The organism is Fusobacterium massiliense (assembly GCF_900095705.1).
GTDB lineage: Bacteria > Fusobacteriota > Fusobacteriia > Fusobacteriales > Fusobacteriaceae > Fusobacterium > Fusobacterium massiliense.
In genome coordinates this window covers 280,544-299,630 of the sequence record NZ_LT608327.1, presented here as the reverse complement: position 1 = coordinate 299,630, position 19,087 = coordinate 280,544, and the positions used below count along the sequence as shown (strand labels likewise).

General features: G+C 27.7%; 16 protein-coding genes. All 16 read right to left on the bottom strand.

Features of this window, described 5'->3' with window-relative positions:
* Positions 1–16 precede the first annotated feature (16 nt).
* On the bottom strand, positions 17–589 hold the full coding sequence (gene nadD / locus BQ2505_RS05835; protein ID WP_074016836.1) for a nicotinate (nicotinamide) nucleotide adenylyltransferase: 573 nt from the start codon (positions 587–589) through the stop codon (positions 17–19).
* Between the two features lie 12 nt (positions 590–601).
* Positions 602–1,375, bottom strand: a complete 774-nt coding sequence (locus BQ2505_RS05830; protein WP_074016835.1) for a hypothetical protein — start codon at positions 1,373–1,375, stop codon at positions 602–604.
* Between the two features lie 7 nt (positions 1,376–1,382).
* A complete protein-coding gene (gene lpxK, locus BQ2505_RS05825) occupies positions 1,383–2,387 on the bottom strand; it encodes a tetraacyldisaccharide 4'-kinase (RefSeq protein WP_074016834.1) in 1,005 nt (334 codons plus the stop codon).
* A 9-nt stretch (positions 2,388–2,396) separates the two neighbouring features.
* A complete protein-coding gene (gene smc, locus BQ2505_RS05820) occupies positions 2,397–5,948 on the bottom strand; it encodes a chromosome segregation protein SMC (protein WP_074016833.1) in 3,552 nt (1,183 codons plus the stop codon).
* 301 nt (positions 5,949–6,249) lie between these two features.
* Positions 6,250–8,814: a YadA-like family protein gene (locus tag BQ2505_RS05815; protein WP_074016832.1), complete on the bottom strand. Its 2,565-nt coding sequence runs from the start codon at positions 8,812–8,814 to the stop codon at positions 6,250–6,252.
* Between the two features lie 160 nt (positions 8,815–8,974).
* On the bottom strand, positions 8,975–9,349 hold the full coding sequence (locus BQ2505_RS05810) for a VOC family protein (protein ID WP_074016831.1): 375 nt from the start codon (positions 9,347–9,349) through the stop codon (positions 8,975–8,977).
* Between the two features lie 357 nt (positions 9,350–9,706).
* The gene (locus tag BQ2505_RS05805) at positions 9,707–10,396 is read right to left on the bottom strand and encodes an ABC transporter ATP-binding protein (RefSeq protein WP_074017334.1); all 690 of its coding nucleotides are present in this window, start codon (positions 10,394–10,396) and stop codon (positions 9,707–9,709) included.
* A 9-nt stretch (positions 10,397–10,405) separates the two neighbouring features.
* The gene (locus BQ2505_RS05800) at positions 10,406–11,611 is read right to left on the bottom strand and encodes an ABC transporter permease (protein WP_074016830.1); all 1,206 of its coding nucleotides are present in this window, start codon (positions 11,609–11,611) and stop codon (positions 10,406–10,408) included.
* A 2-nt stretch (positions 11,612–11,613) separates the two neighbouring features.
* A complete protein-coding gene (locus tag BQ2505_RS05795; RefSeq protein WP_074016829.1) occupies positions 11,614–12,051 on the bottom strand; it encodes a DUF4418 family protein in 438 nt (145 codons plus the stop codon).
* Between the two features lie 39 nt (positions 12,052–12,090).
* Positions 12,091–12,513 (bottom strand): FMN-binding protein, encoded by a 423-nt coding sequence (locus BQ2505_RS05790; RefSeq protein WP_074016828.1) that lies wholly within the window; start codon positions 12,511–12,513, stop codon positions 12,091–12,093.
* Positions 12,514–12,546: 33 nt separating this feature from the next.
* Positions 12,547–13,239, bottom strand: a complete 693-nt coding sequence (locus BQ2505_RS05785; RefSeq protein ID WP_074016827.1) for an ABC transporter ATP-binding protein — start codon at positions 13,237–13,239, stop codon at positions 12,547–12,549.
* 5 nt (positions 13,240–13,244) lie between these two features.
* A complete protein-coding gene (locus BQ2505_RS05780; protein ID WP_074016826.1) occupies positions 13,245–14,447 on the bottom strand; it encodes an ABC transporter permease in 1,203 nt (400 codons plus the stop codon).
* A gap of 14 nt (positions 14,448–14,461) precedes the next feature.
* A complete protein-coding gene (locus tag BQ2505_RS05775; protein ID WP_074016825.1) occupies positions 14,462–15,742 on the bottom strand; it encodes an ABC transporter permease in 1,281 nt (426 codons plus the stop codon).
* A gap of 1 nt (position 15,743) precedes the next feature.
* The gene (locus tag BQ2505_RS05770) at positions 15,744–17,033 is read right to left on the bottom strand and encodes a Fe-S-containing protein (RefSeq protein ID WP_074016824.1); all 1,290 of its coding nucleotides are present in this window, start codon (positions 17,031–17,033) and stop codon (positions 15,744–15,746) included.
* Positions 17,034–17,336: 303 nt separating this feature from the next.
* Positions 17,337–17,645 carry an HU family DNA-binding protein gene (locus BQ2505_RS05765; RefSeq protein ID WP_074016823.1) on the bottom strand — a complete coding sequence of 103 codons (309 nt, stop codon included), beginning with the start codon at positions 17,643–17,645 and terminating at the stop codon, positions 17,337–17,339.
* A gap of 147 nt (positions 17,646–17,792) precedes the next feature.
* Complete coding sequence (locus tag BQ2505_RS05760; RefSeq protein WP_074016822.1) at positions 17,793–19,085, bottom strand: NCS2 family permease; 1,293 nt, start codon at positions 19,083–19,085, stop codon at positions 17,793–17,795.
* Positions 19,086–19,087: the final 2 nt, after the last annotated feature.

Below are 19,087 nucleotides of genomic sequence, written 5' to 3'. Positions count from 1 at the left end.
TTTTAAATTTTAAATACTAATAAATAAATTTTTTTATTTTTGGATTTATAAAATCAGATATATCTTTTTTATTTTTTATTCTTTCTCTAATTTCAGTCGAAGAAAAATCATAATATTCATTCTCCAATATTATTACTCTGTCATTTTCTAATAGATCTTTATCCATTTCATCTAAAAGATAGTCTTTTCTTTTAAATACAATAAATTTTACAAGCTTTAAAAGTTCTTTATAATTTTTCCAAGTTTTTAAATTTTTAAGTGAATCCATACCTATTACTTCATAATATTCATTTTCTTTACCATATATTTCTATTATTTTTATTAAAGTGTCATAGGTATAGGAAGTCTTACTTTCTTTTATTTCTATGTCAGAAACAAAAACTTTCTGATTATCCTTAAAGATTTCTCTACACATTTCTAGTCTTACATTAGAAGCTTTGAGAGTATTTTCTTTATGTGAAGGTATACCCACGGGAATAACAATAACTTTATCAATATTTAGTTCTTTATCATTGCATATATATTCTACAATTTGCTCGTGTCCCTTGTGTATGGGATTAAAACTTCCACCATAGATTGCTATTCTCATATTATTCTCCCATTATCCAATTAGAAGCTCTTTTAAATCTGAATTTAAAAAAAATTCTTTTTTAAAATATTCGTATAGAGAATTTTTAAATTTATTTATATTTTTTAATTCATACTTTGTAGAAACTTTATTAAAAATATCTAAATATAGCTTTTTATCAATTGAATATTCTTTTATTTCATTTTCATTTATCTCCAATGGTTTAGAAGAAGATTGGATGTATTTTGAAAACTCATCTTTATAATTAGTTAGGTATGCTATTAACACATAAAATATATTTTCATCATATTCTAAATTCTCAAATATCTTTTCAATAGTATAGGCATATATTAGCTTTATATTTTGTGGATTTCCCATCATTGCAAAAGTATAAACTACTTCAAAAAAAGTTTTTTTATCTCTTAAAAATAACTCTTTTGCATATCTTTTAGAAAAATCTAAATTAGATGCAACAAGAGTTTTCATAAGACCTTTTTTTAAATCGTTTATTTCCAAATTACTCATTCTATCAATTTTTTTAATATTTTGCTTTTCATAAGTGTACGAGTATTTAAAAATATATTCTGCTAATTTTTCTACATTATCAGTTAAAGAAAATAAGATACAAATAGGATTATACTCTTTCTGAGCTACATCTCCATACTCATTTACTTTAAAATAAGTTCTTCTTTCAAAAAAAGTAGCAAATTCAGAAAGAATTTTGTATTTTCCCTCTTTAGATATCTTATTTTTCAATAATTCTATATTTTTATTATTTAAAAATACAACTTTACTATCTTTTTTCATAAGTCTTTTATCCTTTCATTTCCTTTAAAGTGTTATCTTCCAACATTGAGAACTCTATTTTTAAAACATACAAATTATTCATATTCAAATTTTCTGGCAATTTCACCAAATCTTTTTCTGTTGTTATTACGTAATCAGCTTCCATTTTTTCAGCCTTTTTCTTTATCAAAGAAATATCTTTTGCTTTAAAATTATGATGGTCTTTAAAATCTATTCTTTCTATATAGCTTGGTGCTAAAGAAATTACAGTTTTTTCAAAATTTAAAGGATTTGCTAAGCCAGAAAATATTAAAACTCTTTTTCCTTTAACCCAAAATAATGGCTTCATATTCCCTTTTAAATCACAAAGTTTGCTAACCCCATGTTTAGCTATTGATACTTCTTTTTTAAATTTTTTCTTAAAATAATTTTTAATTCTTTTTAGCTCTCTTTCATTAATTAAGTCTGCTTTTGTTATTATAAATTCTGATGCTCTTTTTACAGCATTTTTAAAATCCTCTCTAAGTAAACCAAGTGGTAGAAGATATCCACCACCAAACGGATTAGTTGCATCTATTAAAACAACATCAATATCTCTATAAAGTTTTCTATGTTGAAAACCATCATCTAAAACTATGGTATCGATATCAAAATGTTTTTTTGCAAAACTACAAGCCTTATATCTATTTGCTCCCACAATAACAGGAACTTTCAAATTTAAAGCGTGTATATATGGTTCATCTCCACTCTCTTGTGATGTTGCAAAAATAATCATTCCATCACTCACAAGTAGTGGCTCTCTTTTTCTTTTTCCTTTGTAACCCCTTGAAATAACAGCTACTTTTTTTCCTTCAGCTAATAATTTTTTTACAAAAAAATGAACAGCAGGAGTTTTACCTGTTCCACCAACACTTATATTTCCAATACAAATGATTTTAACATTTGAAAGTCTTCTAATTGGCAGAATTTTTTTATCATATAAAAAATTTCTCATCAAAGTTACTAAAAAATATATATATGATAATATTCTCATTTTCCCCTCCTATTCAGTCTTAATTTCATTCATAATCTTTCTTATTCTATCTGGAGATACAATCTTAGAAATCCCAATCTCTTTATTCATTGTTACACCAAACATACTATCAGATTCTTTCATTGTTTCTTTATTATGTGTTATAAGTATAAATTGAGATTTATCTGTAAAATCTCTAAGTTTAGCTAGTAAATTTCTTGTATTTTTTTCATCAAGAGCAGCTTCTATTTCATCTAAAAATGTAAATGGACTAGGCTTATACATAAATATCGCCATTATAAAAGCTATTGCAACCATAGATTTTTCTCCACCAGATAACAATGATAAAGGTTGCTTTTTCTTATTTTTAAACTTTACAAAAATTTCTATACCACAATTTTCAAAATCTTCTGCGTTAATAATATTTAATCTACCCTCAGTATTTCTTAAAGTTTCATCACACATTTTATAGAAATTTTCACTTATTTGCTCATAAGTAGCATAAAAATCATTATGAATTCTCTCATCAATTTCTTGAATTAAATCAAGAACTTGTTTTTTAGACTTCATAATATCATCTCTTTCAGTAGCAAGAAAATCATATCTTTCATTTAATTCTTTAAATTCTTGTATAGCATCAATGTTTACAGAGCCAAAATTATTATACTTTCCTTCAAGATTTTTTAGCTTATCCTTTTTTTGTTTTAAATTTTCAACTTCAACTTTCTCTTCAATAATATCAATAAGCTCTTCTAATTTAAGTTTTAAATTTTCTATTTCTTCATCAACTTTTCTTTTAGCTTCAATAAGTTGCTTGTACTCATTATCTAAGTGTAAAACTTTTGTTTCCAATGAAGATTTTTTTCTGCTTAAATCTCTTTCTTCATCATCTAAGTCTTTTGCTTTATGTGTTAGTATCTCAATATCTTTATTTTCATTATTATATTTTTGATTCATCTCTTCTATTTGACTAGCAAGTTCAGTTTCCCTATCTTCTAACTCCAAAATAGAATTAACACAGTCTGAAAGCTCTCTTTCATTCTTTTTATTTTCTTCGTAATACTCATTTTCTCTCTCTAATAATCTATTATTTTGGATATCCCATTGGTCTAATTTATCTTTATTATTTAGATAGATAATTCTTTTCTCAGAATATAACTTATGAAATTCTTCTTTTTTTGCTATAATATCTTTCAAGGATTTATCATCTTCATCTCTTTCTTTTATAAGAGTATCAATATGACTTTGAAACATTTCTATACTCGTGCTATAAGATGATATTTTATTTGTATAATCTGTTTTGTATCTCTCAGCTTCTGTTTTATTAAATTCTGTTCTATGAATATCTTTTTCAATATTTTTAAACTCAAGTTCTAAGTCTTTTATTTCAGACTTTAAAATATCTCTCTGATTTTCACAATTTTCTTTTAATGTATCACTTTCATCATACTCATTTTCATATTTTTCTAATTTTATAGCAAGTTCTTCTCTTTTCTGAGTATTTTTTTCTATCTCTTTTTTTAAATTCAATACTTTTTCTTCAAGCTCTCTTATTTCTTTTTTTCTTTCAAATATAAGATTAATTGTAGATTTTTGATTTTCTCCTCCAGTAATTCTACCTCTTGAACTCAAAAGCTCTCCTGTTAAGGTCACAATATTTCCCCAAAATTGATTTTTTGATAAAATTTCTGTTGCTACATCTATATTTTCAACAATTAGTATATTTCCAAAAACAAAATCAATAACATCAGCATATTTATTATCAGCCCTGACTATACTACTAGCTAGTCCATACACTCCAGATATACCTGTATTATTAAAATTTTTCTTATTTACTTTTATAGTATCTAATGCTAAGAATGAAGCTCTACCAACTTTTTTTTCATTAAGTATAGCTATACCTTTTTTAGCAACTTCTTTATTTTCAACAACTATATCTTGTAAATTTCCACTTGCTGCTGCTTCTATTGCTTTTTCAAATTTACTGTCAAAATCAATAAGTGAAACAAGTACCCCATAAACTCCAGAAATATTAGCTGCTAAAACTTCTTTAACTCCTTTAAATAAACCTTCATTGTTTTCATCTAGTCTCTTCAATGCTTCCAGCTTACCACTTGCATTTTTTTCTTGATATGAGAATTCTTGACATACACTTGAAATTTTATTTATATTTCTTCCTAATTCACTCAATTGTTCTGCTAAAAAATCACTTCTTTCTTCAATTTTAGCTACTTCGGATATTTTTACTTCCAAGTCTTTGTTCTTATTTTCTAGCTTTTTGTTTAATTCTTCTTTTTTCTTATTTAATTCTTCTAATTCGATATCAGAATTTTCTATTTGACTTTGATAGTTTTTTAAATTTTTCTCATTATTTTCAATATCTTGACTTGCTCTTTGTTTGTCAAGCTCCAAATCTCTAATCTTAGAGTTTCTATTTTCATTTAAGTCTTTTTTCTCTTGTTCCTCTTTCTCTAATTTAGAAATTTCTGTGTCGTACAGAGTATTTTCCTCTTCTAAATCTTTAATAATTTTTTGAATTTTCTCTTTATTAAGAATATGCTCTTCTTTTTCTTCATTTAATTTTTTAATTTTTTCATTTAAAGAAATTTTTTCTTGTTCTTTTATATTTTTTGACTTTTCATAATTAGATATTTCTGTTTTTGCAACTGCTTGTTCTTTTTCTAAGCCAGAAATAAAATCTTTAAGCTCTCTATTCTTAGCATCAATTCTTTCTTTTTCTTGTTTTATATCTTCCTTTTCAGTGTAAATATTTTCTAATCTATCTAATGTTTTATTTAAATCATTTTGATTTTCTGTCAACTCTTTATTTTTATCACTAATTTTTATTTCAAGTTCAGAAAAAGTATTTTCCTTAACAAAAAGTTCAGTTGTAGCTATTCCTTTTGATAAAGAGTTTAACTCGCTTTTTAAATTTAAATATTGCTCTGCAATTTCTGCTTGTTTTTCAATCTTATTTTTGTTTTCTCTTGTTTCATTCAGAATAAACTCAACTTTATCTAAATTTATTTCAATATTAGCTAGATTTTTTTGAGTTTCTATTCTATTAAATTGTAATTTTTTTATCCCTGCTGCTTCTTCTATTATATTCTTAATTTCTTTGGGAGATGAATTTATTATTCTCTCAACCTTTCCTTGCCCTATAACAGAATAAGCTGTTTTTCCTATTCCAGTATCTAAAAATAAAGCACCTATATCTTTTAGTTTGCTTCTACTATCATTTATTAAATACTCGTTTTCTCCTGTTATATGTATTCTTCTTGTAATTTTAACAATATCTTCATCAAAATCTAAATATCTGTCACTATTTTCTATAATCAAAGATACTTCTGCTTTATTAGCAGGTTTTTTATCTTTTCCCCCTGAGAAAATAACATCTTGGCTTTCTTTTGCTCTTATGTTTTTGTATGACTGTTCCCCCAACACCCATAAAACAGCATCTAAAATATTGGATTTACCACTACCATTTGGACCAACTATTGCTGTTATACCTCTATTAAATTCTATATATACTTTTTCTCCAAAAGATTTAAATCCATTTATTTCAACAGCTTTTAGATACATATTTTTCTCCTAAATAACATAATATTAACAGTTCATAATAGCATAATTTATTAAAAAATGCTATAAATATTTAATCTTTTTAATTTCCTCTTAAATTGAAATAATAAGTACCACTCTAATAAAATATTTAAGCATATAAAAAAGTCTCTGACGTCCGTATTAGTTCGAAGAGCTTGTGTTTACTAAGCTCGTAGAACTCATACGGCTGTCAAGAGACTGATTTTTGCTATTTAATTTTATATTTTCCTATAGAAAAAAATGTAGGAATTATCTTCCTACATTTTTATTTTAAGTTAAAAAATTATTTTTTTAATAGTTGTTTCATTTGTTTTTCTAAAATTTCCATTTTAGATTTTTGAATTTTTAATTCTTCTTTTAAAACAGATATTTCTTTTTTCAATTCAATATTTTCTTCTCTAAAATTAGTATCATCTGACTTCAATGCCACTAAATCTTCTTGCATTTTATAAATTGCATTTAATGGTCCTTGTTTATATTCATCTGGCATATTATCTCTATCATCTTTTTTCCCAAACTTCCAAGTTAAACCGAAATTTATCATTGAATTAGTTCTATTTTCTTCTGTTAATGATATAGCTGCTGTTCCCATTAAATTTTCTGTGAAATAATGAGCCACTCCAACTGCTACTGCATGTTTATTTTTATAATTACCAAAACCTGCCATTATTTGATTAGGCTTATTTCTATCATATTGCATTGGGTGTAAAGCTGCAAGAGCTGCAGCTCCAGCTCCTATTCCTCTACTTTCATTTTTAACTCTCACAACTTCTTCATTAATATTATTTTTAATTTCTCTTAGTTGACTAACATTAACTGCATCAGTATCATCTGTACCCTTAGCAACATTTGTAATTTTTTTATTTCCTGCATCTATACCATTTGTTGATAGTGTAACATCTCCTGCTTTTACTGTTTCAACATTTAAGTTCTTATTAATATCTATTACATAATCTTTTCCTTTGCCTGCATTTTCAGTAGAATTAATAATAACATTATCACTTCCACTTTCTATTTTTATTGTTCCAGCATTTATATTTGAAAGATCTGTTTTTACTTTATCAATAACACTATATAATTGAGAACCATTTATTGCATCTGTTGATGTTTTAGAAATTTCTCCAGCAGCTAAGTTTTGAAGTCTTCTTTCTTCTCCAGCCGAACCTACTGATACAGCCCCCTTAGCTTCTGCACCAGCAAAATTTCCATAAGTTACTCCGTTTACTGTTACGTTTTCTACTTTCCCAGTTGCCCCAGCTGTTGTTGTTGAACCATCTTCATTTTCTTTATCTTTATTTTTAGTTCCAACAGCAGCTCCTAAAGTAACATTTGAATTTGTTCCTAAATAAACTGAATTTTCTACTGTAGAAAAAGTTGTCCCATCTGCTTTAGTTCCTATATTGTTTCCTAATACTTGAGTATTTTTACTATCTATATTTATATTATTCCCTAGTGCTATTGAGTTACTAGCCTTAACTAAGTTATTATTCCCTAGCCCAATAGTATTTTCTAAGGCTTCTGTAGATGTTGCAGCAATTTCTGTTGCTTTATCATTAAAACCTATTAATATATTTCCTTTTGTTTTAACATTATTTTCATCTATTCCTTTTATATTATGATTATTTCCCATAATAATATTTTTTTCTGCATTTTTTATTGTATTATGTGCACCTGCTATATATGAATGATAGATATTTTCTCCTGTATTTTCATATCCTGTTAAATTATTAAAAGCTGAAAAATTAGTATATTCTTCTCTGGAATTATATCTTGTATTTGAGTCATCTAAAGCTAATCTATTACCGTTACTTCCACCTTTTCCTACTACTGTATTTCCAACTCCTGTGATATTTGTAAACAGAGAATAATCAGCTTTATTTGCACCCCCTACTACTCCAACAGAAGCCAGTTTATTTTCTTGTGCATATTTTCTAAAAGAATCTGCCAATTCTTTAACTGAACCTGTTTTTACAGTTGGGTCTAATGTTAGTCGTCCCAAAAACGGAACACTTGTTGATAAAGAATCTATTACTACTCTTGAAGTAGGTGTAATATATGAATTAGTAATTTCATTTCCACTTCCTACAATCAATGAACCATTACTCTTATTGATTCTATTAGCCGAACCCACTATTGTTGAAGAAAAACCTGAATACATAAGACCACTAGCTGGTTGACCATCTCCAAAAAGTGCAAAAGTATTTCCATTTAACTCCTCATTAGCTTCTATGCTATTAAAAGTTCCATTTATGGTAGAAGCCATTCCCTGAACGGCTCCTCCTGCATTACGAAGAGCATTTATTCCTCTATTAATTATATTACCTGCCCAAGCTGCTGTTGAAACATCTTCTGATTTTGTAATGACATTATATGCACCATTAATACTTTGAAAATTTCCCATAGCATAAGAATTGTCTCCTACTGCTGTTGAACCTATCCCTGTAGTTACATTCAAATTATCTTTTCCAGCTAAATCAAAATCTCCAATTTTTCCTCTATAATCTCTATTTCCAAGCTCAACATTTCCGATACGAGCATGTGTATCTTTCCCTATTGCTATTCCACCAGGTAATTCATTTTGAGTTCTTCCGAATACTATTATTTTTTCATGATTACCATTAGTCATTACATGTGATCTAGCATTTGTTCCTATTGCTATACCATTTGTTCCAGCTCCACCTTCAGGTGTTACTGAAGCTCCATTTCCTATAGCTACGGAATCTTTCAATGCTGCATTAGCATTACCACTTGTTGAATTTACTTTTACATAATCTGTTACATCTGCAAAAGTTTGAGAATACAATCCTAAAATTAGCAAAAGGTAAATTGATATCTTTTGTTTTTTCATATTTTTCTCCTTTTATTATTCCGTTTTTTTTTGTATTTTTTAAGAACATTATTAGTGTATTGTATGTATAGTAACATAAAATATATATTATTTCAAGAAAAATATAAATCCTAAACTCCCCTCCTAAATTGCAATAGTAAGTGTCACATTAATAAAATATTTATTTATCTCTAGACGGAATAATTTCTAACCAATATCCATCTGGATCCGTAATAAAGTAAATACCCATTTTTTCATTTACATATACAACACAATCCATTTCTTTGTGCTTTTTAAATGCTTCTTCATAGTTATCTACTCTAAAAGCAAGATGAAATTCTTCATCACCTAAATCATATTTTTCTGTTCTATCTGCAAGCCAAGTAAGTTCTAATTGAAAGTTTGTTATTCCGTCCTCCAAATATACTATCTTATAGCTACCATCTTCTGCATTCTTCTCTCTAACAACCTTTAATCCTAAAGCTTCCTCATAAAACTTTATACTCTTATCCAAATCTAAAACATTAAAATTTTCGTGTATAAAATGAAACTGCATAATTCCTCCTAAATATTTATTTTTAAAATTTTTATATTAAGTATACCATATTTTATATTAAGTATAAATTAAAAAAATTCTTACTTATATTCTAATAAAAATACAGTAAAATAACAAGTCTCTTGACAGCCGTATGAGTTCTACGAGCTCAATGAACATAGGCTCTTCCAACTAATACGGACGTCAGAGACCAACTTTTATTATTTAATTTTATACTTTCCTATAGAAAAAAAGACTGGAAATTCTCCAGTCTAATCCTTTTAACTTCCACTCTTTATGGTGGGGAATCACCGCTCTTTTATTATCTAGTATGTTTATTATGGAAGATTTTTTATAAAATACAACATTTTTTAATAGCTAATTTTCACTCTCATTTTTAAACTTATTCCCCTCTAAAAACTCTCCTTCTGACATAGTAAAAACTTTTTTACCATACTTCAAAGTTTCAAGCTCATGAGTTACCATTAAAACAGTAGTTCCTTTATCATTTATTTTTTTTAATAATTCCATAACTTCTTTTGTAGCCTCTACATCTAAATCAGAAGTAGGTTCATCTGCTATTAAAATTTTAGGTTCTGTCATTAAGGCTCTTGCTATTATAACTTTTCTTAACTCTCCCCCTGATAATTCTTTTGGATAAGATTTAGCTAATTTTTCTAAACCTAGTTCATTTAAATGATATATAGCTTTTCCTTCTGAATCTCCATCTTTTTCATACATGTCATAAGGTAATCTAATATTTTCCAAAACATTCAAGTATGATAATAAGGCTGGTGATTGAGGTATAAAACCAATATTTTTATTTCTGAACTTTGATTTTTCTTCATCTTTTAATTTTAAGTATTCTATACCATCTAAATTTAAACTTCCTTCATCAGCTGATAAAAGCCCTGCTACTATATTTAAAAATGTAGATTTCCCACTTCCACTTCTACCAACAATATGAACAAAATCTCCTTCTTGTATATTTAAGCTTACAGATTTTACAGCAAAAAAATCTTTTCCTGATCTATTATATTTTTTTGATATATTTTTTATTTCTAACATTTTTTTCACCTATATTTCTTCTCTTAGACTTAAATAACTATCTTTATCAGTTAGTTTTTTAACGATTTTTATTGTAGATAATGGTCCAATTAAAAGTCCTAAAACAAAACTTAAAATAAATATTAAAATATATTCTAAAAAGCTAGGAGATAAAAATGGCATTCCAAACTTTGATGCTATTATAGGTAACTGAATAATAGATAAAATCATTCCTATAAAACCTCCTATTCCAGCTCCTATAAATGATAGTATTATAGCTTCTTTCATTATAATTTCTCTTAACATCTTTTTCGAAGCTCCTAATACTCTAAGTACTGCCATTTCTTTTTTTCTCTCATTAAATATTGCTGAAAAACTTACACTTAAAATTATTATAGATAATATCCAAATTACTATTACAAGTATCATTATGCTTGTTGATAAAACTTGTAAATTACCAGAAATAGAATTTACAAATTTCTTGCTAAACATAGCAAATATTCCATCTTTTCCTAAACTTCTTGAAATATTAGAAGCAAGTTTTACAGAATCTACTCCAGGTTTAGCTTTTATCATCACTGATGAAATTACATTTTCCTCAGCAACTCTGTTAGCTGTTATCCTTTCTGAAGCTTTTGCAATTTCTTTTGCAGTATTTCTATTTACAAAGACTGTTGCATCAAATCCTATTCCAGTTTGATTTAATCTTCCAACAATTTTTAATTCTTGATTAAAAAAATGAATAGTTTCTCCCTTTTCACCAACGACATGATTTCCAACTATTGCTTCTCCATCTTTTAATTCTTTATCAAAACTATGTGAAATCCAAGGATAAATTAAAAAATCCGTATCTATATCTATTCCCATTATTTGAACTGGATAAGAACAACATGAGGCAGATAATGTTGCTACATATATTTGGGGTGACATTTTTTCAATGCCATCAAATTCTTTCAATTTTTCTAAAGTATCTTCAGGTAAATAAAAAGTTGAGGGCTCTCCTTTTAATAAAACACTTTCTATCTCTGCCTTATAACCCGCCGGAACAACTATCACATCAGCTCCCAGTCTATCTGATAAACTTTCTAATCCTTTTTTTAAACTAAATGAGAATATAGAGCCCATATATACAATTACACTAAATAAAGCTACTAACAATATCATATATGTACTTCTTGTTTTTCTTTGTCTAATATTCTCCATTGCTAAAGTTTTTGAATCTATTGCTTTATTCATATTTATTCTTCCTTATTTAAAATAATATATATTATATTGAATATCATTAAAATTGCTATTACAACTGCTATTCCTGTTGCTATTTCAAAGGTATGGTGAACTCTACAAAGCATAGTATCCATTCTACAAACACCATAAGAGTGTCCTATTTCATTTTCAAGACCAGTTAATCCATGAGGTATCATATACACTAATGCAGACAAGACTATTGTTGCAATACTTCCTAGAATTTTTATAACTTTTAATTTCTTTACCAAATTCATAATTACAAGAATTATAATAATAAAAACAGCCAACTTCATTACCATATTTCCACTATAAAAACATGACATATGTGAGCCATCTTCTTTTGGTTGACAAACTGGTGCTATATATTTAGGAACTAAAAGTAAAATTATTGCCAATATTAATGATATTTTTTCTAAAATATTTCTTTTCATTGATATAATTACCTACCTTTTCTCATTCAATAGTAATTCTTATTTTTTTGCTTGTTCTAATGCATTCCATACTGCTTCTTTAAATTCTTTGTTAGAAACAGTTGCTCCAGAAATAGCATCAACCATATCTGGATCTTGAACTTCAACTAATTTCTCTGCATATTGAGAAAAACCTTGAACTGCTATTTGAGCTTTCTTATATTTTTCTTCTCCTGCTTCTTTACCGTATTCTTCCCCTTTTACATTACCTTTTCCATCTTTAAAAACTGCTTCACAATTAACTATTTTGTTTTCTTTAATTTCTAAACTTACTTCTGCACTACTTGGGTGATCTTTATCTTCATTTTTAAAAATTCCTTGATAAACTCCATCATTAAAAGTCATTTTTGAAAAATCTTTTTTTCCACAACCAACTATAAGTATAGCTAATAACAAAGTTCCAGTTAATAATTTCTTTTTCATTTTTTCCTCCTATTTTTCTGTATTAAAATATTATTATTTTCTTTTCCCGAATTCTTTTTGATCTACGACATCAACAATTTTACCGTATTCTAATATTATTTTTCTTTCTGCAACATCTCCAACTTCTAAATCATGAGTTACAACTATAATTGTAGTTCCTTCTTCATGAAGCTGTCTCAAAATTTCAATTACTATCTTTTCATTCGTTTCATCTAGGTTTCCAGTTGGCTCATCTGCTAAAATTATTTCTGGACTATTTATCAAAGCTCTTGCAATACAAACTCTTTGTTGTTCTCCACCAGATAATTGGCTAGGTAAATGTTTTGCTCTTTCTTTCAATCCCACTCTTTCCAATGCTCTCAATGCTTCTTCTTCATCTGGAATACTATGGTAATATTGTGCTACCATAACATTTTCTAGTGCAGTTAGATAAGGAATCAAATGGAATTGTTGAAATATTAATCCTATTTTTTCTCTTCTTACTTCTGTTAATGCTCTCTGACTTTTTTTAGTTATATCTTGACCATCAAGTATAACTTCTCCAATCGTAGGCTTATCCATACAGCCAATAATATTCATCATAGTAGATTTTCCCGAACCTGATGAACCCATTATAGCAACCCATTCTCCCTTTCTAACAGTTAAGCTTACATCTTTTAATGCATGAAGATCTCCATATATTTTTGAAACATTTTTTACTTCTAATAAAATTTCACGATTATCCATTTTACTTATTCTCCTTTCAGTACTATTGCTGGCTCAATTTCCATTGCTTTCTTAACTGGATACAAACAGGCCAAAGTAGTTATAATCATAGAAACAATAATTGTTATAGGAGCAAATAACCATTGAAATTCTATTGCTCTACCAAACACACTTAAACTCACTTCTTGTGCAAAAACAAATCCTAAACCTACTCCTAAAGTTCCACCGATAAAACCTAATGCAGAACCTTCTCCTAAAAATTCTTTTTTTATTTCTGAATCATAAGCACCTAAAGCTTTTTTTAGTCCAATTTCTTTTCTTCTTTCGGCAACAACAGCCATCATTGTAGTAGTTACTGAAATCATAGTAAGTATTAAGACAACTATATTAACAAGTAAAACTAAAGCTTGTAATTTACCTAAAACTATATCTTGTGATTGTGTAACTCTCTTTATAGGTCTAGCTTCAATATTTGAATTTTCTCCTTTTAATTTTGTAGCTAAACTTTCTAATTGTTTTGAATCTGCTTCAATTGAACATTCTATACTATCTATTTTAGTAGAATCTTCCAAAATTTCATTCAATACACTTAAAGGTAAAAATATAAATGATTCTTCAGCTCCACCAGTTGTAATAATTCCTTTAACTTTTAATTTTTTTGAATAAAAATTTGAATTTAAATCTTTTTTCTTACTTTCTTCAGCAGAATCAGATTGTTTTGATGCAACAACTTCTGTACCTGCTTTTGGTCCTTCTATTACAAAAGTTTCTCCTATTTTTAAATTTAATTTCTTTGATATTTCTTTTCCTATCATAACATTATTTTTATCTTCATTTGTTGACCATTCCCCTTCTATATACCAAAACGGACTATTTTTCTTAACTTCTAGCATATCTGTTCCAGTTAATATATACGGTTGTTGATTAATTTTAGTAGTTTCATATCTATAAGGTGCCATACCCACAATTTTTTGTTGAGACATCTCATTTTTTATATTTGTAAATTCATCTTCTGTTATTTTTTCATTTCCAGATGGCAACACAACAAAGTTTGCTCCGTATGACCTAAATTCTTTTCCAAGCTGTCTTGGTATATCATAGTATATGGTAACAAGACCAGACATTATTGTAGCTCCAATAGCAATAGCAAGTAATGCTACTATCATTCTTGCCTTTCTTCTAATAAGAGAATTTACAACAAGTTTCATATACATCTTTTTCTTAGTCATTTTTCCTCCTATTCTTATCTTCCATGTAAAACTTCTGTTGGTTTTAAAGTTAACAAATACTTAATAGCTGGAATACTTCCAAGTATTGTAACTGCAAATACAAGAGCAATATCTATTGGTATAACTATAACTGCTGGACTTATATATGATGAAAATACAGTTTTACCAATTATTTGTGTAAACCCTATTCCTGCAATATATCCAAAAATTCCTCCTAATATCCCCGTTAATACAACCTCTGTAAGAATAAGTATTATTATTCTTCTACTTGTTCCACCGATAGCCTTTATAAGTCCAATTTCTTGACTTCTTTCTATAACTGAAGCTGTGATTAAATTTGAAATTCCTAGTGCAGAAGCAAATGAACTCAATATACAAATCAATAACATCAATAATTCTGTTTTGTTAAGTATAGTCCCTTCAGACTCTGCAACTTGTCTATTTGGTTTTGCTACACTATCTGATAAAACTTCTTGGATTTGATAACTTATTGTACTTACATAAGCTGTACAATACCAAGTTTCATACTCAGATATAGTTAAACTATTCGGATCTTGAGCGGCTTTTTTTGCTAAATCATTATCAGGAGTTGTTAGAGCCGAAACTTCAAGCATAGATACCTTATCTTCTAAGCCATATAAATCTTGAACATTTTTTAAATTCATATAAATTGTTTGGTCATCATCTCCACCAGAATTTATAATTCCTTTTACAATAAGTTCTTTTTCACTCTTTGAGCCTTTAACTTTTATTTTATCCCCAATATTTATATTATATTTACCTGCTATAAGACTACCTAGCATAACTTTATCTAAATCATCTTCACTTAGCCATTCTCCTTTAACTTCCCACCAAGTTTTAAGATTTTTTATACCGGCATCTACTTCTTCTCCTGTCGGCATAACCATGTGTTTATCAAACCAAGTACCATAGATTTTTATTTTATTACTAATTCCTTCTATTTCTCCTGTTCTTTCTAAATAAGGAGCAAAATCTAAAATTGCAAATCCCCAAAATATTTGTTTTATTTTAGGTATTTCAGATTCTATTAAAAATTTATTTGAAACTGTTTCACCACTAATACCATATAAGTCATCTAATATTGATGCGTCTTTATGCATTACTGTTATATTAGCACCATATGTTTTTAATTCTTTATTTACTTTATCTCCAACTCCAAGCATAACATTCATCATCGCCGTTGCTAAAGATACTCCAAGTGCAACTGTAAATGCTATCATAAGCATTTTACTTCTTTGCCTAAATAATGTTCCTCTTACCATTCTCCAAAACATATTAATCACCTACTGGAAAACGATCCTTTTCTTTATCAAGAACCGATTTATCTATCATAATTTTTTTATCTCTTATTTCATACTCAAATGGCACTGGGTTACATCCACCTTTAAAACCAATGGTAGATTTATTCATTACCACATCACAACGCTTACAAACAACTTCATCATTTCTTTCGTAATATCCAGCAAGTCCACAAATATCACAGGCATCTAGTCCTACTCCATAACTTCCACCTTTAGGTTTCTTTACAACAATAAATCTTACATTATGTCCTTCTGAAATATATGAAAATCTGTGTAAATGTCCATCTTCAACATCAGTTAAAGGAATTATAATAGTATTTCCTTCTTCTCGATATGGTTGAGCTGGAGTAAGTTCCACAGGTTTATTTATATGGGCATGTACTACAGTTACAGAAAACACTGTAATAACCGAGAAAAATATTAAAGTCATAGCCCAGCTTCTATTATTTTTCAATCTTGCTTTTTCTTTTCTAAGCATAGCATTATTTTTGAATGTTCCTATTACCTTTAAACTACTTCTAAATAGATAGAAAGAAAATACTACTGCTAATATAACAAATAAAGATATTATATATGTTCCACCTTTATCTTCAAGTATCATTACATTAAAAACAAATTCATTGTTTGCTCTTAATATTCTAAGCCTTGCAAGTGCAGCTATTCCTCTCAAAAAAAAGTCAAAACTTGCTATCAATATTATAAATAACGAAAATAGTTTTCCTTTCATTTCACTCAATTTAAAATATATTTTTTGAACAGAAAGACTAATTAAAAATACTGTTATTAAACCTAGTAAATATCCTCCTAACCTCAATAATGATTGTGTTCCAAAAGAATCTTCTCCAAAAGCTACAAATTCTTTTGTCATAGCATAAACTTGTGGAAAAATTGTAAAAGCTAACAACCATATAGCAATCGTCATAAAAACTATGGATACATAGGATAAGGATTTTATCATTTTTCTTCCTTTTTCTTCTTTAAAAAGCACTCCTATTATCTCAACCAATAAAACTATTAATATAAAAATCATTCCAATAGCCAAAGACCTTCTATTATATAATAATGAAATCTTTACCATTTTCTGTGGGTATAATTGTTTAAATACTGTCATTGCTATTGAACTTCCCAGTCCAATTATTGAAAGTATCCCTACACTTATACTTATAAAAGTATTTTTATTTTTTATTAATAGTGCAGTTAAAATTCCAATTAAAAATGCAAATATAGTAAGATAATTTACCACATCGATATAAAATTTTAACATCAACACACCTCCATAATAATATTTTAAATGTATCATACATAATTATTGAATATTTTTCAAGTAAATTATTTAATAGAGATAATTTTTTTTTATAAAATATTTTAATTTATGAAATATATTAAAAGTTTTAGATTTTCTTTATATAAATATAGTCTCCTGACAGCCGTATGACTCTTCCGAGCTCACCGAAATGCTCTCCAGAGTAATACGGACATCAGAGACTAATTTTGCTATTTATTTTTATACTTTCTTATAGAATAAAAAAAGCACTGTGAAACACAGTGCTTTTTTTATTTTAAGTTATTATTTTTTCTTAGTTGCTTTTTTAGCAGTTGCATTTGCAGCAACTTTATCAGCTAAAGTTTGTCCAACTTTAAATTTAACTACTTTTTTAGCTCCTACTTTAATTTTCTTTTGAGTTTGTGGATTCATTACTTCTCTTGCAGCTCTTTCTTTTACTTCCCAAGAACCAAATCCTATGAATCTTACTAATTCTCCTTTTACTAGAGCTTCTTCAACAGTTTCTAAGAAAGCTCCTACTAATCTTTCAGCTTCATTTTTTTTCAATCCACCTTTTTCAGCAAATACATTGATAAATTCTTTTTTTGTCATTTAAAATCCCTCCATTATATTAATTAGTTATTAAATGTTTTTAAAACTATGATAACCTTAGTTTTCTTTCGAATTTTACTATAAATATCTATTAAAGTCAAGCAAAAATAATTTTTTTTAAACTTTTTATATTATTTTAATCTAAAATTAAACAAGTAGATGTAATAATGACACTAATCCAATAAATAATAAAGGAATATTTAACTTTTTAAAATCTCCTATTAAAAAATGTATAATTATATATGATAGGAATCCTAAAGCTAAACCTGTACTAATACTATAAGTTAGTGGCATAGTAAATGTTGTAATGAACGCTGGCAATAATATTCTAAAGTCTTTAAAATCTAAAGAAGCCATTTGTCTAAACATAAAAATTCCTACAATGATAAGTGCTGGAGCTGTTGCATACCCAGGAACTATACTTATTAAAGGAGTGAAAAATAATGCAAGCAAGAAACCTAAAGAAGTTATTAGTGCTGCAAGACCTGTTCTAGCTCCAACCATAATTCCAGCTGCTGATTCAACAAAAGCTGTTACAGTTGATGTTCCCATTACAGAACCAAAAATTGTTGAAGTTGCATCGACATATAGCATTCTTCCCAAATTTTTAACTTCTCCTTTTTCATTTACAAGTCCCATTTCTTTTGAGCAACTAATTAAAGTTCCTAGTGAGTCAAATAAATCAACAAACATAAATGAAAATATAGGTCCAACTAATGTTAATTTCATAGCTGATAAAATATCTAATTTAAACATTATTGGTAATGGACTTGGAGGTAATGATATCATTTGAGTAGGTAAAGTTACATCTCCTATAACTACTGCTAAAACAGTGGTTACTATTATTCCTATCAATATTCCACCTTTCATTTGTTTTATTTCCATTACAGCTATAATAAATAAACCTATAAGTGAAATACAAGTTGTTTTAGTAAATTCTCCTATACCAACAAATGTTGCTTGGTTTGCAACTATAATACCCATAGATTTTAAACCTATAAAAGCTATAAATAGACCAATTCCTCCACCAACTGCTAGTCTTAATGGTACTGGAATTGAATTAGCTATTCTTTCTCTTATTCCACCTATAGATAAAATCAAAAAGAAAACTCCTGATAAAAATACAATTCCTAAACCTGTCTCCCAAGGTACTCCTCTTTCCATTACAAGCGTATAAGTAAAGAAAGCATTAAGCCCCATTCCAGGTGCAAGAGCTATAGGTGAATTAGCCCATACTCCAGCTATAAATGTTCCTAAAAATGATGCTAAACAAGTTATTGTTATCAAAGCTCCCTTTTCCATTCCAGAAAGTGCAAGTATCGAAGGGTTAACAATTATAATATACGACATTGCTAAAAATGTTGTAATTCCTCCCATCACCTCACGAGAAATTGTACTGTTTCTTTCAGATACTTTAAAAAATTTTGCCAAAAATTCCATTT

Excerpts from the sequence above, each read along its gene's own strand:
- BQ2505_RS05780 (WP_074016826.1), bottom strand. The coding sequence starts at position 14,447 with ATGACTAAGAAAAAGATGTATATGAAACTTGTTGTAAATTCTCTTATT.
- lpxK (WP_074016834.1), bottom strand. The coding sequence starts at position 2,387 with ATGAGAATATTATCATATATATATTTTTTAGTAACTTTGATGAGAAAT.
- smc (WP_074016833.1), bottom strand. The coding sequence starts at position 5,948 with ATGTATCTAAAAGCTGTTGAAATAAATGGATTTAAATCTTTTGGAGAA.
- BQ2505_RS05815 (WP_074016832.1), bottom strand. The coding sequence starts at position 8,814 with ATGAAAAAACAAAAGATATCAATTTACCTTTTGCTAATTTTAGGATTG.
- BQ2505_RS05795 (WP_074016829.1), bottom strand. The coding sequence starts at position 12,051 with ATGAAAAGAAATATTTTAGAAAAAATATCATTAATATTGGCAATAATT.
- BQ2505_RS05790 (WP_074016828.1), bottom strand. The coding sequence starts at position 12,513 with ATGAAAAAGAAATTATTAACTGGAACTTTGTTATTAGCTATACTTATA.
- BQ2505_RS05830 (WP_074016835.1), bottom strand. The coding sequence starts at position 1,375 with ATGAAAAAAGATAGTAAAGTTGTATTTTTAAATAATAAAAATATAGAA.
- BQ2505_RS05805 (WP_074017334.1), bottom strand. The coding sequence starts at position 10,396 with ATGTTAGAAATAAAAAATATATCAAAAAAATATAATAGATCAGGAAAA.
- BQ2505_RS05785 (WP_074016827.1), bottom strand. The coding sequence starts at position 13,239 with ATGGATAATCGTGAAATTTTATTAGAAGTAAAAAATGTTTCAAAAATA.
- BQ2505_RS05770 (WP_074016824.1), bottom strand. The coding sequence starts at position 17,033 with ATGTTAAAATTTTATATCGATGTGGTAAATTATCTTACTATATTTGCA.
- BQ2505_RS05800 (WP_074016830.1), bottom strand. The coding sequence starts at position 11,611 with ATGAATAAAGCAATAGATTCAAAAACTTTAGCAATGGAGAATATTAGA.
- BQ2505_RS05760 (WP_074016822.1), bottom strand. The coding sequence starts at position 19,085 with ATGGAATTTTTGGCAAAATTTTTTAAAGTATCTGAAAGAAACAGTACA.
- nadD (WP_074016836.1), bottom strand. The coding sequence starts at position 589 with ATGAGAATAGCAATCTATGGTGGAAGTTTTAATCCCATACACAAGGGA.
- BQ2505_RS05775 (WP_074016825.1), bottom strand. The coding sequence starts at position 15,742 with ATGTTTTGGAGAATGGTAAGAGGAACATTATTTAGGCAAAGAAGTAAA.
- BQ2505_RS05810 (WP_074016831.1), bottom strand. The coding sequence starts at position 9,349 with ATGCAGTTTCATTTTATACACGAAAATTTTAATGTTTTAGATTTGGAT.
- BQ2505_RS05765 (WP_074016823.1), bottom strand. The coding sequence starts at position 17,645 with ATGACAAAAAAAGAATTTATCAATGTATTTGCTGAAAAAGGTGGATTG.